Raw genomic sequence first — 15,921 nt, 5'->3', positions numbered from 1 at the left:
GCCGTCGCCGTCGAGGTCGGCGAAGTGCACGTTCTCGTTGGTGAAGCCGGTGGCGATGATGGCGTCGGCGTTCCAGGGCATGGCGGCGAAGCCGGCTCCGTTGTGCCAGGCCTTGACTTCGCCGTTGGCTTGGACGGTGATGATTTCGGCCTTGCGGTCGCCGTCGAGGTCGGCGAAGTGGAGGTTGTTCTTGGTGAAGCCGGTGGCGATGATGGCGTCGGCGTTCCAGGGCATCGCGGCGAAGCCTGCTCCGTTGCGCCAGGCTTTCACTTCGCCGTTGGGCAGGACGGTGATGATTTCGGCCTTGCGGTCGCCGTCGAGGTCGGCGAAGTGCACGTTGTCCTTGGCGAAGCCGGTGCCGATGATGACGTCGGCGTCCCAGGGCATCGCGGCGAACCCGGCTCCGTTGCGCCAGGCTTTCACCTCGCCGTTGTCGGTGACCGCGATGATCTCCTTGTCGCCGTCTCCGTCGAGGTCGGCGAAGTGGAGGTTGTCCTTGCTGAAGCCGGTTCCGACGATGGCGTCGGCGTCCCAGGGCATCGCGGCGAACCCTGCGCCGTTGCGCCAGGCCTTGACCTCGCCGGACGGCAGCACCGCCGCGATGTCCGCCTTGCCGTCGCCCGACAGCGAAGAGCCGCCCGTCGCGTCCTCGGCGATCCTGTTGTAGCGCATCGGCGTGTAGGTCGCGGCGTAGGACTGGGTCCAGGACCGCTCGATGGTGGGCGAGCCGTCGGGGCCCGCCTGCTCGCGTACCAGCGGCTTGGTTCTGGCAGCGTCCGCCCAGCCGATGAACAGGGCGACGTGGCCGGGGCGCAGTAACGCGTCACCGGGGCGCAGGTCGGCGCGGTTGATCGCGTACGAGACCTGGTCGAGGGTGGCGGTGGTGTAGGAGGACTTCAGGCCCCACACCATGGAGAGGTAGCCGGAGCAGTCGGTGCGGTAGCTGCCGTACTTGTTGTCGTGGCAGGCGGCCTGGCTGTACGGGACCCGCTCGTCGATCCAGGTCCGCGACCGGGTCAGCGTCTCACCGCGGGTGGTCGTGCGATTGTCGCCGTACCGGCCGCAGTCGAACAGCAGGGAGGCCTTGGGCTCAGGCGTCTTGGAGGGCTCGGGGGCGGCGGCCGAAGCGGGGGCGGCGAAACCGGCACCGAGGGTCAGGGCGGCGGAGGCGGTGATGAGGAGCAGGCGAAGCTTGGCGGTGGTCGTGGTCTGCATGACGGCGTCCTTTAGATCCGGAGGGAGTGCGCTTATCAGCGACAGGACCCAGGTTCTCGGCCGTTCCTACAAAGCATCTGCAATGCGTCTCCAGAATGGCGATAGCGCCTAGAGACGGGCCACAAGCCGTTCGGCGGTTGCCGGGCTTTCAGGTGTCGACGACTGCTTTGTCGTGTGATTCGCTTCTTGTGGTCATCTCTGTACCCCGCGGCGCATCAGGCTGCCGCAACCATCACCAAGCGCAAACGTAGCTCTTTGTCTATGTCGTGGGTGTGAACCACAAGGGGGACGACATGTACGCGAGCCAGGAGACCGAATGGCCCGGCCAAGCCGTGGCGATCGTCGGCGCGGGGTGCCGGCTTCCCGGCGGCATCAGGGATCTGGAGGGGTTGTGGGACGCGCTGATGCGCGGCGACGACCTCGTCGGCACGGTGCCGCCGGACCGATTCGAGGCCGACCGGTATGTCGATGAGAGCATCCCGCGGCTGAACCGGAGCTACACGCGGGCCGGCGGCTTCCTCGACGACATCGCCACCTTCGACGCCGCCTACTTCGGAATCTCGCCGAAAGAGGCCGCCGCGATGGATCCCCAGCAGCGGCTGATGCTGGAGATGGCGGCCGAGGCCTTCGACGACGCCGGCATCGACCCGGTGTGCCTGGCCGGCAGCGACACCGGGGTGTTCGTCGGCGTGTCCGACCCGTCGTACGGGGCGCTGCAGGGGATGGAGCCCGGCTCGGTCGGGCCGTACACGATGTCGGGATCCGCCCTGTCCATCGTGGCCAACCGGCTGTCGCACGCCTTCGACCTGCGTGGGTCGAGCATGTCCATCGACACCGCGTGCTCGTCCGCACTGCAGGCCGTCGAACGGGCCTTCCGGTCGCTGGCCGACGGCTCCTGCCAGGTCGCGCTGGCCGGCGGGGTCAACGTCCTGCTCAACCCCATGTCCTTCGTCGGCTTCAGCCAGGCGTCCATGCTGTCGCCGACGGGCCGCTGCCGCGCCTTCTCCGCCGACGCCGACGGGTTCGTCCGCGCGGAGGGCGGGGGCGTGGTCGTCCTCAAGCGGCTGACCGACGCGCTCGCGGACGGCGACCGGGTGCACGGCGTGATCGTCGGGGCCGCCGCCAACAACGACGGCCACACGGTGGGTCTCGCACTGCCCAACGCCGAGGCGCAGGAGGCGCTGCTGCGGCAGGTGTACTCCTCATGCGGCGTCAGTCCGGACGAGGTCGTGTACGTGGAGGCGCACGGCACCGGCACCCAGGCGGGCGACCCGGCCGAGTGCCGGGCGCTGGGGCGGTCGCTGGGCATGCACCGGGCCGGCGGCGCACTGCCGATCGGCTCCGTCAAAACGAACCTGGGCCACCTGGAGCCGGCCTCGGGCATGCCGGGGCTGTTCAAGGCCCTGCTGGTGCTCCGGCACCGGACGATCCCGCCCTCGCTGCACGCCACCTCGCTCAACCCGTCCATCGACTTCGCGGGTCTCGGACTGAGCGTTGTGACCCGGCCGCAGGCGCTGCCGGAGGCTGGCGGGAGGGTTGTGGCGGGGGTGAACTCGTTCGGTTTCGGCGGCGCAAACGTCCACGTAGCCCTCACCACCCCACCCACCGCTTCGCCTGCTGCCCCGTCTCTAGGCCCTCGCGGTCTGGCGTCGTCCGACCAGCAGGCCGCAGCCGGCACCTCTGAGCAGCCGGTCGGGGTGCTGCCTTTCATGGTGTCGGCGCGCAGTTCGACGGCGCTGACCGAGGCCGTCGCACGCGCCGCCGAACACCTGGAGTCCGTGGACGAACGGGACTTCTACCACGTGGCCTTCACGGCTGGCCGACGACGTGCCCTGCACCCGCATCGCGCTGTCGTGCTGGCCTCTTCCGCCGCCGAAGCGGCCCTCGCCCTGACCGGCCTACGCCCGGCCTCGAACCGATCCGCCCCGGACCAACCGACCCAGGACGGAGCCGCCCCCGCCCGCGTCACCCCGGACCGCGCTGGCCCTGACGGAGCCGCGCCTGACGGAGCCGTGCAGGAGCAGGTGGCCCGCAGCATGGCCGTCACGAGCCCCGTAACGCACGCGACCCCAGCGACCCCCGTGATCCCCGCGACTCCCATGACCCCCGCGACCGCCGCAGCCGCCGCGATTCCCAAGACTTCCGCCACCCCCGAAACCCCCGCAGCGCCCGCCACCCTCACAACCCCCGGGACATCGGGTGCCGACATTCCGCGGGCCGTGATCGGGGAGGTGGTCGAGCGGGGTCGGGTGGCGATGGTGTTCTGCGGTAACGGGTCGCAGTGGGCGGGAATGGGTGCCGACCTGCTGTCCGACGCGACCTTCCGGGCGGTGGTCGAGGAGGTGGAGGCCGAGCTGACGCCCAGGCTGGGCTGGTCGGTGCTGAAGGAGCTGGAGTCGCCGCCAGAGCAGTGGCGGCTGGCGGCGACCGAGATCGCCCAGCCCTTGCTGTTCACGGTCCAGGCCGGCCTGGTGGAGATGCTCGCCGCGGCAGGGGTACGGCCGGGCGCGGTGCTGGGTCACAGCGTGGGCGAGGTGGCCGCCGCGTACGCGTCCGGAGCACTGACACTGAGCCAGGCGGCCCAGGTGATCGCCGAACGCGGCCGGGCGCAGTCGGGGACTCGCGGGCTGGGGCGCATGGCCGCGGTCGGGCTGGCGGAGGGGGCGGCCAGGCAGGTTCTGGCGCCGTACCCGCTGCTGGAGATCGCGGCCGTGAACTCCGACCGGGACGTCACAGTGAGCGGGCCGCAGGAGTCGCTGCGGCTGCTGGCGCAGGACCTGGCCGCCCGTGAGGTGTTCTTCCGCGAACTGGACGTGGACTATCCCTTCCACAGCGCCGCCATGGACGGGGCACGGGAGGCGTTGTGCACGGCGCTGGCGGACCTGCGGCCGTCGCGGGCGCGGATCCCGATGGTGTCCACGGTGACGGGCGACGTCCTGAACGGTGAGGAACTCGACGCGGCGTACTGGTGGGACAACGTACGCCGTCCGGTGCGGTTCGCGGCCGCGGCTGAGCGGGTTCTCACCGATGGGTTCGACGTGCTGGTGGAGGTGGGGCCGCATCCGGTGCTGCAGTCGTACCTGCGCCGGGCCTCGGGCGCGGCCCGCGTACGCACGGCCATCGTCCCCACACTGCGACGCCCAAAGCCCGCCCAGCGACCCGACACGCCCCCGACCACGGCAACCGGCACCGACACAGGAGCCGCCACGGCGACCGGTGTCGAGGCGGGACGCGCTGCGGTGAGCCGCGCCGAGGCCGGGATCGCCGCGGTGGGTGGCGTCGAGGTGAGGGGCGCCGCAGCGGGAGGTGCTGGGGTCGTGGGGGTGCGGCGGGTGGTTGCGCAGGTCATTGCCGCCGGGGCCGAGATCGACTGGGAGCGCTATTTCCCCAGCCCCGGTCAGGTACGGTCGTTGCCGGCGTACCCGTGGCAGCGGCAGCGGCACTGGACCGGTGAGCCGCTCACCTGGGCGCACACGATCGGGGATCCGGCGATCCAGCACCCGCTGCTCGGCCAGCGGCTGCCGACGCTCGCCCCCGCCTGGTACGGCGAGATCGACCACGTACGGGTGCCCTGGGTCAACGACCATCGGGCGGGCGGGGTGGCGGTGATGCCCGCGACCGGGTACGTGGAGATGGCCCTGGCCGCCGGTCGGCTGGCGATGCCGGAGGCCGTCGCGGCGGTCGAGGTCGACCAGGTCGTCATCAGCCGTGCCCTGGCGGTGCCGGGGCCGAGCGCGGAGCAGGTGTGCGTACAGACGTCGCTGTCGCCCGACACGGGTGTGATCACGGTGGCCAGCACGACGCTGCGCGGGCAGCATCCACGGGAGCACGTCCGGGCACGGGTACGCCCCCTGCTGCGCCCCGCCCCGCCACCGCTGGACGTGGCGGAACTGCGCTCCCGGATCGGGACACCGGTGGACGTACCCGGCTACTACGCGCGGGCTGCCGAGGGTCGCATGGTGTGGGGGCCGGAGTTCCAGGTCCTGACGGGTCTGTGGACGGCGGAGGACGAGGTGCTCGCGACGTACACCTGCCCGCAGCAGCGCGACGAGCGCTACCAGGCCCATCCGGTGCTGCTGGACAGTGGGTTGCAGGCGGGGGTGGTACGGCTGGTGGAGGCGCTGCGGTCGGGCACTGGCTACATGCCCGCGGCGATCGGGGCGGTCCGGCTCTGGAGACGGCCGGCTCTGGACGGTCTCCTCTATGTGCGGGCCATTTCGGGCAGCGTCGAGGAGGTCTGCTGGGACATCACGGTGGCCGACGCCGACGGCCGGGTGGCGGTCGAACTGGAGGGCGTCAGACTGCGCCGGACCCCCGGCCTCCACGCCACACCGGTCGGTCGCTACCACGTCGAGCTCCGGGCGGCACCCCGGCCGGGTGAGCGACCAGGCCCGTGGCCGGTGGCCGATCCCGGACGGCTCCTGGCCGGGGCCGCCGACCGCCTCGCCGCCGTACGGCAGGCGTGGCGGGAGCTTGGCCACGGCGCGTACACGGCACGGTTGGAGGAGACATTCGCCCACACCCTGGCCACGGCACTCAGGGAACTCACCGAGCCGAAGGGGGGCGGCGACGGCGAGCGCCACGTGACGGTCGACGACCTGTTCGCCGTCTGCGCGCAACCGTCTCACCGGCGCATGCTGCAGGCGGCGCTGCCTCTCCTGGAACGGCACGGCCTGCTGACACGCCAAAGGGAGCCGGGGGCGGGGCTCGCGCTGGGTGCGCGGGAGGCACGGTCTGCGCGGTCGCCGGTCGAGTCGCTGCGTGAGCTCGTCGCCGGAACCTCGTTCACGGCGCAGACGGCGCTGGCGGTGCGGGCCGGTCGGCACCTGCCCGGGCTGTTGCGCGGGGAGCCGGGGGCGGCCGGGGTGCTCACTTCCGGAGGTGCCGCCGAGCTGGTGGAGCAGGTCCACGACATCGGGCCGGTCAGTCTGTTCGGTAACCGGATCGCTCGGGCGCTGGTGGAACAGGTTGTGCGGCAGTGGCCCGCCGATCGGCCGTTGCGCATCCTGGAGGTAGGGGCGGGTACGGGCGGCACCACCGCCACGCTGCTGCCGATCCTGCCGGTCGATCGCACCCGCTACACGGTCACCGACGCCGCCGAACCGGTGCTGGCCCGGCTGCGGCAGCGCTTCTCCGAGGTGGACTTCGTCGAGTACGGCCTGCTCGACCTGAACGGCGATCCGGCTGGGCAGGGGCAGCCTGTGGGCGGATACGACCTGGTGGTGGCGGCCGGCTGTCTGCATCTGACCCGGGACGTGACCGCCGCGCTGCGAGGGCTGGCCACGCTGGTCGCGCCCAGTGGCAAGCTGCTGGTCGTCGAGCCGCACCGGGTGGAGGCTTTGCTGCCGTACATCGGGCTGATGCCGGAGCTCTGGGACTTCACCGACCTTGATGTCCGGCCGGAGTCGCCGCTGTTGTCGAGGCGGCGATGGTCGCGGCTGCTGGCCGAGATCGGCTACACCGACATCGTCCAGGCGGGGCCGGAGGATGATCCCGACGAGGACGCCTTCTCGGTCATGCTCGCCAGCGCCCCTTCGATCGCCAGCACTCCCTTGATCGCCGGTGAGGCGTCACAGGATGCTGCGGTCGGCGGCGCATGGATCGTCGTCGCCGAGGATGACAGGGATCCTCTGCCCGCCGCCCTGGCCTCGTCGCTGGAAGAGCATGGTGCGCACGTGAGTGTGTCGCCGTTCGGCGACGACCCGAGCGGCTGGGCCGCACGGATGCGCACGTCGGCTGACGGCGTCACGCTCGCGATCGTCCTAGGCGACGCCCCCGGCGCGGGGCCGTCTGAGGCGGGAGCGCCCGGCGCGGCGTCATCGGAAGGCGCGGTGTCATCGGAAAAGGAGCCGTTCGAAAAGGAGTCGTTCGAAGGGGAGTCGTCCGAAGCGGACACGGCGGAGGCGGTCGTTGGGCAGATCACCCGGCGGGCCGCCCTCCTGCGCTCGATCGCCCTGGCCTGCGAGGAGTTGCCGCCCGATCTGCGGATCACTCTCTGGCTGGTCAGCCGCCCCTGCGGCGCGCTCCCCGAGCCGGCCGGCGAACCCCTCCACCCGCAGGACGCCGCCACCTGGGGGACCGCGCGTTCGCTGGCCAACGAGCAGCCCCGCCTCGAAATAAGGCGCCTGTGCCTGCACCGCACCCCCGGCGACGGGCATGACGTGGCCCGGCTGGCGGCCGAGCTCCTGACGCCCGGCGACGAGGACGAGATCCTGCTCACGCGCCAGGGCCGTTTCGTCCCGCGCCTGGTCAGGACGCCACCGCCCACCGCCCCAACGCCCATAGGACAGGGCGCGTTCCGGCTCACCGTGTCCGACCCGGGGCTGACGTACAGGCTGGCCTGGGAACAGACGGACGTGCCCGCGCCAGGCCCGGGACAGGCGCTGGTCGAGGTGGGGGCGGTCGGGCTGAACTACCGCGACGTGATGTTCGCGGTGAACCTGCTCCCGACCGAGGCGGTCGAGGCCGTCTTCGGCGGTCATGAGCTGGGATTGGAGTGCGCGGGAATTGTCGTCGAAGTCGGGCCGGAGGTCACCCGGCTCAAGCCCGGCGACCGGGTGATGGCGCCAGGACCCGTCGGGTTCGGCAGTCACGCCGTGATCGACGCGGGCGCGGCCAGCCACGTTCCGGCAGGGCTCACGTTCGCCCAGGCCACCACCCTCCCCATGGCCTTCTCCACCGTCTACCACTCGCTGCACCACTGCGCCCGCGTCAAGCCGGGGGAGACGGTGCTGGTCCACGGCGGTGCGGGCGGTGTCGGGCTGGCCGCGCTGGAGTACGCCCGGCTCGCCGGCATACGGGTGATCGCCACGGCGGGTACGCCCGCCAAACGCGACCTGCTGCGCGCGCTCGGCGTCGACCACGTGCTGGACTCGCGCAGCGTGCACTTCGCCGAGCAGGTCAGGGAGCTGACCGGGGGCCGCGGCGTGGACGTCGTGCTGAACTCGCTGGCGGGCGAGGCCATCAGCCGCGGACTGGAGTGCCTGGGGCACGGCGGCCGGTTCATCGAGCTGGGCAAACGCGACATCTACGAGAGCGGCCACCTGCCGTTGCGGCCCTTCGGCGACAACATCTCGTTCTTCGGCGTCGACGTCGGCACGCTGATGTGGAAGAGCCCGGCCCTGACCGCCGAACACGCGGCGGCCTTCTCCGGCTTCGACGGCCTGCGCCCGCTGCCGCACACGGTGCACCCCGCCGAGCGCGTCGCCGACGCCTTCACGCTGATGCGGCATTCCCGGCATATCGGGAAAGTGGTCGTCACCTTCGATCCGCGCGACGAGCCGGTCATGGCGCGGACGCGACCCGTACGGCCACACCGCGAAGGAACCTATCTGATCACCGGCGGCCTCACCGGGTTCGGCGCGGCCACCGCCCGCCACCTCGCCCGCGCGGGCGTTCGCCACCTGGCGCTGGTCGGCCGCCGCGGCGCGGACACCCCCGAGGCGCCCGCACTGCTGGAAGAGCTGAAGGATCTCGGGGCACAGGCCGGCGTGTACGCCGCCGACGTCGCCGACCGCGCCGCCATCCGCGCGATCCTGCGCGAGCTGGACGAAGACGGCCATCCGGTACGCGGTGTCGTGCACGCCGCCATGCGCCTCGACGACGCCGCCCTGGCCGACCTCACCGACGACCGCATCCGGGCCGTCCTGCGCCCCAAGATCGCCGGCGCCCTGATCCTGGACGAGCTCACCGCCGATCTGCCCCTGGAGGCGTTCGTCCTGTACTCGTCCCTGACCACGATCGGCAACATCGGCCAGGCACCGTACGTGTCGGCGAACCTGTTCCTGGAAGCGCTGGCCCGCCGGCGCAGAGCACAAGGCCGGCCCGCGCTGGCGGTCTGCCTGGGCGCGCTCGCCGGAACCGGCGTCCTGGCCCACGGCACCCAGGCCGAAGCCCTGGCCAAGCTGGGCATCGAATCCCTGACCACCGGCCAGGCGCTGGCCGCCATGGACGACATGCTCGGCGAGCGGGCCGACGTCGCGATCGTGGGCCGCTGCGACTGGATCCGCATGCGGCAGGCGCTGCCCGGCCTGCGCAGGCCGTGGCTGTCGGCCGTGCTCCCGCCCGGCACCGAACACGACCTCGACACGGGCGACCTGCTGGCGAGGCTGGGGGCGATGAGCGGCGAGGAGGCGCACGCGTACGTCGCCGAGCAGCTCACCGCGCTGCTGTCCACGGTGCTGCTCACCCCCGCCGCCGAGATCGACCCCGACCGGCGGCTGGACGAGTACGGCATGGACTCGCTCATGGCCACCGACCTGCTGGTGTCGATGCGGACCCAGTTCGGCGTGGACATTCCGCCCATGGAGCTGATCCGCGGCACCGGGACGATCACCGACATCACCCGTACGGTGCTCCTGCACCTCGGCCTGAAAGACCCGTCATGACGACCGTCCACACAAGGCTGGCCGGTGTGGCCGCGTACCTGCCGCAGGCCACCATGAGCACGGCGGAGCTGGAGGACCGGCTCGCCGAGCGCAACCCCACGCTGGAGCTGCCCCGGGGAGTCATCCACGCGGGCAGCGGGGTGCGGCGGCGGAACGTCGCCGCGCCGGACGAGAAGCCATCGGACCTGGCCGTCCACGCCGCCCGCCGGCTGCTGGCCGACCACGGCCTCCAGGCGCACGACGTCGATCTGCTGATCTTCGCCGGCGTCACGATCGACGTGATCGAGCCCGCCACCGCGCACGTCGTGGCGGCGAAGCTGGGCGCCGGCTGCCCGGCGTTCGACGTGCGCAACGCCTGCAACAGCGTGCTGAACGCCATCCAGGTCGCCGACGCGCTCATCTCCACGGGGCGCCACCGGCGCGTCCTGATCTGCTCCGGCGAGATGGCCACCGCGTTCATGCCGTGGACGCTGTCCGGAACCGAAGAGTTCTTCACGATCGCCGCCGCCTACACCGTCGGCGACGCCGGGGCCGCGCTGTTACTGGAGGCGGCGACGGAGCCGGGAGTGCTCGGCCACCGGTTCACCGCCCACTCGGCCGGATGGGACGCGGCGACCGTACGGGTCTCGAACCTGACCACCGACCCGGCCGCCGGCTGGCCGGTCATCGAGCCGCTCACGGTCGACGCCGTCGAGCTCGCGCACAGCATCGAGCGCACCGACCTGACCATGTTCCACAAGTCGCTCGCCGAACTCGGCCTGACCTGGAACGACTTCGCGGCCATCTGCGTGCACCAGGCGTCGCTGCCCGCGCTGTGGAAGTTCTGCGACCACGTGGGCATCCCGCCGGACAAGGTCGTCGTCACCATCCCCCAGCACGGCAACCTCGTCGCGGCCACGCTGCCCGTCCAGCTCGCCCAGGCGGTCGCGGCCGGCCGGGTACGGCGCGGCGACCTGGTCGCGCTGGTCGGGCTGGCCAGCGGGTTCAGCGCCGGCATCGTCGTGGCGCGGTGGTGACGAACCCCCGAAAATGCGGATCTGCAATTTTTCTTGCACGCCGGGCATGGCGGTGGCGATGCTGGCTCACATGGATTCACCCACCACCGAAGCCGGGCAGTTCTGGGAACGGCACTACCGCGCCCGGCGTACCTGGGGCGGGCGCGTCAATCCGCTGCTCGCCGAGACCGCCGCACCGCTGCGCCCTGGCGCCGCCCTGGACCTGGGCTGCGGCGCCGGCGGCGACGCCGTCTGGCTCGCCCGGCGAGGCTGGGACGTCACCGCCGTCGACATTTCCCCCACAGCCGTCGAACGGGTACGCGAACTCGGCCTCCAGATCACCACCGAACAGCACGATCTAGCCCAGAGCTTCCCCCAAGGCCGGTTCGACCTCATCTCCGCCCAGTACTTCCACACCCCGTTCCCGCTGCTCCGCGGCCGGATCCTGCGTACCGCGGCACAGGCCCTGGACCCGGGCGGCCTGCTGCTGATCGTCGACCACGGCTCCACCGCGCCCTGGTCGTGGGACCAGAACCCCGGCACCCACTTCCCCACACCCACCGAGACCGCCGCCGACCTCGATCTCGACCCCGCGCTCTGGTCCGTGGTGCGCGCCGGCACGCCCAGCCGCCAGGCCACCGGCCCCGCCGGTGAGACCGCCACCGTCATCGACAACGTCCTGATCATCCAGCGAACCTCGGAGTGACTCGATGGACAACCCACCTCCGCGGACCGGCGCCGACGAGAAGGCCACCCTGCGCGGCTTCCTCGACCATCTGCGCGACGCGATCGCGAACAAGGTCGCGGGCACACCGGAACCGCAGGTCAGAACCGCTGGAGTGCCCTCAGGCACCAACCTGCTCGGGCTGCTCGGGCACCTGGCGTACGTCGAACGGTTCTACCTCCTCGGCGAGGACCCCGGCGACTGGCCCGCGACCATGCGGCCGACCGCCCAGGACACGATCGACGGGGTGCTGGCCGACTACCGCAAGACCGTCGAGCGCGCGAACCAGGTCATCGACGCCTGCCCCGACCTGGCCCTTCCCGCCCCGCGACCCGCGCGCCCAGGGCCGGCGCCGTCGATGCGCTGGGTCCTGGTGCACCTGATCGAGGAGACCGGCCGGCACGCCGGCCACGCCGACATCCTCCGTGAGCGGATCGACGGATCAACCGGACGCTAGGTCAGAGGATGAACGTGAACAGCGGCGAGCCCGGCGGAATGGGCTCCACCGTGAGCGGACTGGCCTTCATCCGGGACAGCAGACTGTCGAGGTCGCCGGCCCGCTCCAGTTCGATGCCGACGAGCGCCGGGCCGGTCTCGCGGTTGTTCTTCTTGACGTACTCGAAGACGATGATGTCCTCCCCCTCGCCCAGCACCTCGTCGAGGAAGTGGCGCAGGGCGCCGGGACGCTGCGGGAAGGTCACCAGGAAGTAGTGGCGCAGCCCGATGTGCACGAGAGAGCGCTCAAGCACCTCGTTGTAGCGGCTGACGTCGTTGTTGCCGCCCGACACCACGCACACCACCGGCCCTTCTGAGGGCAGGAGCTCACGGGCGGCGGCACCCGCGAGCGCCCCGGCGGGTTCGGCGATGATGCCGTCGGTCTGGTAGAGGTCGAGCATCTCGGTGCACACCGCGCCCTCATCGACCGCGACGATCTCGTCGACCAGGTCTTTGACCAGGGGGAAGGTGGCGTCTCCCACCCTTCCGACGGCGGCGCCGTCGACGAAGGTGTCGAGCTCGGGCAGGGCGAGGGGACCGCCGTGGTCGAGGGCGGCGCGCATGCTGGCCGCTCCGGCGGGCTCGGCGCCCACGATGCGGGTGGCGGGGGAGTGCTCGCGCAGCCAGACGGCGATGCCGCTGATCAGGCCGCCGCCGCCGACCGGGACAACCACCGTGCGCGGCGCCTCTTCGCACTGCGCCAGGATCTCCAGGCCGACCGTGCCCTGCCCGGCCATCGTCCTGACGTCGTCGAACGGGTGCACGTAGACCGCGCCGGTGCGCTCACTGTCGATGTGGGCGGCGTTGCTCGCCTCGTCGTAGGTGCCGCCGCCGACCACGACCTCCACCCGGTCGCCGCCGAGCGCCGCGATGCGCTCGCGCTTCTGCCGGGGCGTGGTGGACGGGACGTAGACGCGACCGCTGATCCCGAGCCGCGCGCAGGCGAACGCGACGCCCTGGCCGTGGTTGCCCGCGCTCGCGCAGACCACGCCGCGCCGCCGTTCGTCCTCCGTGAGGGAGGCGATCAGGTTGAACGCTCCACGCACCTTGTACGAGCGGCAGACCTGCGCGTCCTCGCGCTTGAGCAGCACGTCACCGCCGAGCAGGCCGGACAGCCGCTGGTTCGGCTCCAGCGCGGTGCGGCGGATCACCGGCCGCAACCGCTCGGCCGCCTGGCTGATCATCGTGGCGGTGAGGCGGTCGCTCATGCACACTCCTGGCACAGCGGGCGGATCGAAAAGGGACGGTCACCGGGCCCGGTGAGCACTCTGGCCACAACGAGCCCACCAGGGCATGCTATTCCCGATGATCACAATCACGCCCTTCGACCCAGCCGGCGCCACCGAACCCGAACTTCGCCGCCATCACGAACTCGCGACGGCGGCGGCCGCGGTGGGGTTCACCACGGTCCAGCGGCAGCTCCTCACTGAGACTCGGCGGCGTCGAGTGCGGGCGCGAGGGGCGCGAGCGCGGCGCGCAGCAGGTCCGGCAGCGACCCGGACGACACGACGAGCCCGCCGGTCGTGGGGGTCGCTCGCAGCCACTGTCCGAGCGCGACCCGTACCGCCGCGGCCACGCTCGCCGCGAGCACCCGCGCGGTGAGCGGGTCGCCGGCACGGTCGGCGATCGCCTCGGTGAGCGGATGTTCGATCGCGGAAGCGGCCTCCACATAGGCGTCGCGCAGCGCGGGACGGGTGGTGATCAGCAGCAGCGCGTCGCGAGCGGGCTCGGCCGGGGCGGTGTACTGCTCCACGATCGCCTCGATGACGGCGCCGGCGAGCCCGGCGCCGTCGGCCCGGCCGGCCACCGCCGCCGCGACCCGCGCTTCCCGCTCACCGGTGACGGCGGCGACGATCGCCTGCTCGCGGCTGGAGAAGTAGTTGTTGTACGTCCTCGGCGAGACCCCGGCGGCCTCGGCGATGTCGTCGACGCGCACGTTGTCCGGCCCGCGTTCGAGCGCCAGCCGCAGCGCCGCCGCGCGCAGTGCCTCCCGGGTGGCCTGCTTCTTCTGCTCGCGCAACCCCGTCACCCTCCCAGCATTCCAGACCGAAGCGCGTGCGCGAACTGCTGGAGATCCACGACGCCGCGGGGGCCGACAGCGTCTTCGTCCTCGCGCTCGACGACTTCCCGCACCGCCCCGACGGCGACCCCCGCGACGACCTCGACCTGGCCGCCCCGGCCTCGACATCCGCGGTGATCGTCACCAGAATGGCCGGAAACGTCAAACGGGGGATTGTGGGATGCCGGAGCCCGAAGCGCCACATTCGGATGATCCGGCGGAGATTGCCGGATACACGCTGATCGGCCGGCTCGGCGAGGGCGGGCAGGGCACCGTTCACCTCGCCACCGCCGCCGACGGCACCAAGGTGGCGTTGAAACTGCTGCGCGCCGACCTGGTGGGCGACGCCGAGGCGTCGCAGCGGTTCGTCCGTGAGGTGGCGCTGGCCCGGCGGGTGGCGCCGTTCTGCACCGCACAGGTCCTCGACACCGGGCTGGACGGCGGGCGGCCCTACATCGTGAGTGAGTACGTCGAGGGCCCGACCCTGGCCGAGGTGGTGCGGAACGAGGGACCGCGGACGGGAGCGTCCCTGCACCGGCTGGCGATCAGCACCGTCACCGCGCTGACGGCCATCCACCAGGCCGGCGTCGTACACCGCGACTTCAAACCGTCCAACGTGCTGCTGGCCGCGGACGGCCCCCGGGTGATCGACTTCGGGGTCGCCAAGGCGCTCGACCTCACCTCGACGCTGACCGCGGGTGTGGTCGGCACTCCCGCGTTCATGGCCCCCGAGCAGTTCGGCGACGCGGTCCCCGGGCCGTCCGCCGACATGTTCGCCTGGGCCGGCACCATGCTCTACGCCGCCACCGGCCGCTACCCGTTCGGCCAGGACAGCCTGCCCGCGGTGATCGGCCGCATCCTGACCGCCGAGCCGGACGCGGGCCGCATCGAGGACCCGGCCCTGCGCGCCCTGGTGCTGGACTGCCTGGCCAAGGACCCGGCGCGGCGGCCCGGCGCCGGCGAGGCGCTGGATCGGCTGCTGGGCATGTCGCCCCGCGCCACCCCGCGTCCGGTGATCGGGAAGCGCACCATGTGGATCGTCGCGGCCGCCGTCACGACCGCGCTGGCCCTCACGGCACTCGCTCTGGTCCTCAGAGCCCCCGCCACCCCACGCGTCACGGCGGCGAGCGTTTCCCCCAGCGCAAAAGGCACCATCGCCCCGTCGACCCGGAGTTTCTCCGTGCCGTCCACCACGATGCGGGTCTACGAGGCCGAGAGCGACCCGATCAAGATGGCCTCGTACTACGGGGGCAACGGCGTGTACGTCCGGCAGCAGGGCTCCATGACGTTCAAGCGCCACAAGGAGTTCAGCCACCCGTACGTCCCTTCACCGGACGGGACCAGAGCACTGGCCCTCAACAACTACAGCCCGGACAACGGCCCCAAAACCGTGTCGATCATCGACCGTCCGACCGGCACGAAAAAGGTCGTGACCGTCTCCTCCGAGCGCGGCGTCTGGGCGTTCGCGCCCCGATGGTCCGCCGACGGCAGGTACGGCCTGGTGACGCTGTCCCTGCCCGGCGCCTCCGGCGACGCCTGGACGAAGGCCGGCTACGCGATCGTCGACATCGCGAGGGCGACCGCCCGCGAGGTCGAGGTCGAGGACGCGCCCGGGGGCCTGCTGCGCTTCTTCTGGGTGGGCGACTCCGTCGGCATGTGGGCCAAGGACGGCACCATCAGGCTGTACGACCTGAGCGGCGCGTACCAGCGCAGCCTGGCGAACGGCAACCCTCCCGAGCAGATGGACAACGACCCGGTGTCGCCGGACGGCACCCGTTTCGTCGCCCGGTGCGCCCTCACGGGCACCGACCTGTGCGTCCACCCCGTCTCCGGTGGCGGGGGAGCGGTGACCGTTCCGTTCACGGGCGAACGGCTGGTCGGCTGGTGGGACGACGACCACCTGGTGGTGTGGCGGCCCAAGGGCGACGGGTACGAGATCGCGGTGATCGACCTGTCCGGCGAACGGCTCCGCGTGCTGGCCACCACCACCGACAAGACGCAGGGCCTGTTCCACTTCACCAGAGCCGCCATCTGACCGGCCCGACA

The 15,921-nt window shown here is 71.9% G+C and carries 9 protein-coding genes; 6 read left to right on the top strand and 3 right to left on the bottom strand.

Annotation, left to right across the window (positions count from 1 at the left end; all coding sequences use genetic code 11):
- A partial coding sequence (locus tag C4V41_RS65695; RefSeq protein WP_200824936.1) for a C40 family peptidase occupies positions 1-1,215 on the bottom strand: 1,215 nt, incomplete at its 3' end.
- Between the two features lie 293 nt (positions 1,216-1,508).
- Here C4V41_RS65695 and C4V41_RS65015 point away from each other — a divergent pair.
- The 4 genes from C4V41_RS65015 (at position 1,509) to C4V41_RS55710 (ending at position 11,778) form a co-directional block, all read left to right on the top strand.
- Positions 1,509-9,602 (top strand): type I polyketide synthase, encoded by an 8,094-nt coding sequence (locus tag C4V41_RS65015; RefSeq protein ID WP_235031000.1) that lies wholly within the window; start codon positions 1,509-1,511, stop codon positions 9,600-9,602.
- Complete coding sequence (locus C4V41_RS55720) at positions 9,599-10,618, top strand: 3-oxoacyl-ACP synthase III family protein (protein ID WP_103964186.1); 1,020 nt, start codon at positions 9,599-9,601, stop codon at positions 10,616-10,618. The genes C4V41_RS65015 and C4V41_RS55720 overlap by 4 nt, the downstream gene beginning before the upstream one ends.
- Positions 10,619-10,688: 70 nt before the next feature.
- Positions 10,689-11,303: a class I SAM-dependent methyltransferase gene (locus C4V41_RS55715; RefSeq protein ID WP_200824935.1), complete on the top strand. Its 615-nt coding sequence runs from the start codon at positions 10,689-10,691 to the stop codon at positions 11,301-11,303.
- Positions 11,304-11,307: 4 nt separating this feature from the next.
- Positions 11,308-11,778 (top strand): DinB family protein, encoded by a 471-nt coding sequence (locus tag C4V41_RS55710; RefSeq protein ID WP_103964184.1) that lies wholly within the window; start codon positions 11,308-11,310, stop codon positions 11,776-11,778.
- Position 11,779: 1 nt separating this feature from the next.
- Here the strand turns inward: C4V41_RS55710 and ilvA are convergent, their stop codons facing one another.
- Both ilvA and C4V41_RS55700 read right to left on the bottom strand, forming a co-directional pair.
- Positions 11,780-13,024, bottom strand: coding sequence for a threonine ammonia-lyase IlvA (gene ilvA / locus C4V41_RS55705; RefSeq protein ID WP_103964183.1), 1,245 nt, complete (start codon positions 13,022-13,024; stop codon positions 11,780-11,782).
- A gap of 215 nt (positions 13,025-13,239) precedes the next feature.
- The gene (locus tag C4V41_RS55700; RefSeq protein ID WP_200824934.1) at positions 13,240-13,845 is read right to left on the bottom strand and encodes a TetR/AcrR family transcriptional regulator; all 606 of its coding nucleotides are present in this window, start codon (positions 13,843-13,845) and stop codon (positions 13,240-13,242) included.
- A gap of 26 nt (positions 13,846-13,871) precedes the next feature.
- Here C4V41_RS55700 and C4V41_RS63675 point away from each other — a divergent pair, with 26 nt between their 5' ends.
- Positions 13,872-14,117, top strand: coding sequence for a hypothetical protein (locus C4V41_RS63675; RefSeq protein ID WP_200824933.1), 246 nt, complete (start codon positions 13,872-13,874; stop codon positions 14,115-14,117).
- Complete coding sequence (locus tag C4V41_RS55695) at positions 14,057-15,910, top strand: serine/threonine-protein kinase (RefSeq protein WP_103964181.1); 1,854 nt, start codon at positions 14,057-14,059, stop codon at positions 15,908-15,910. Before C4V41_RS63675 ends, C4V41_RS55695 begins: the two co-directional genes overlap by 61 nt.
- The last annotated feature ends 11 nt before the right edge of the window (positions 15,911-15,921 follow it).

Origin of the sequence: Nonomuraea solani (assembly GCF_900108335.1) — a bacterium.
Taxonomy (GTDB): domain Bacteria; phylum Actinomycetota; class Actinomycetes; order Streptosporangiales; family Streptosporangiaceae; genus Nonomuraea; species Nonomuraea solani.
Note: the sequence above shows the minus strand (reverse complement) of the source record. Positions and strands in the feature narration are given on the sequence as shown.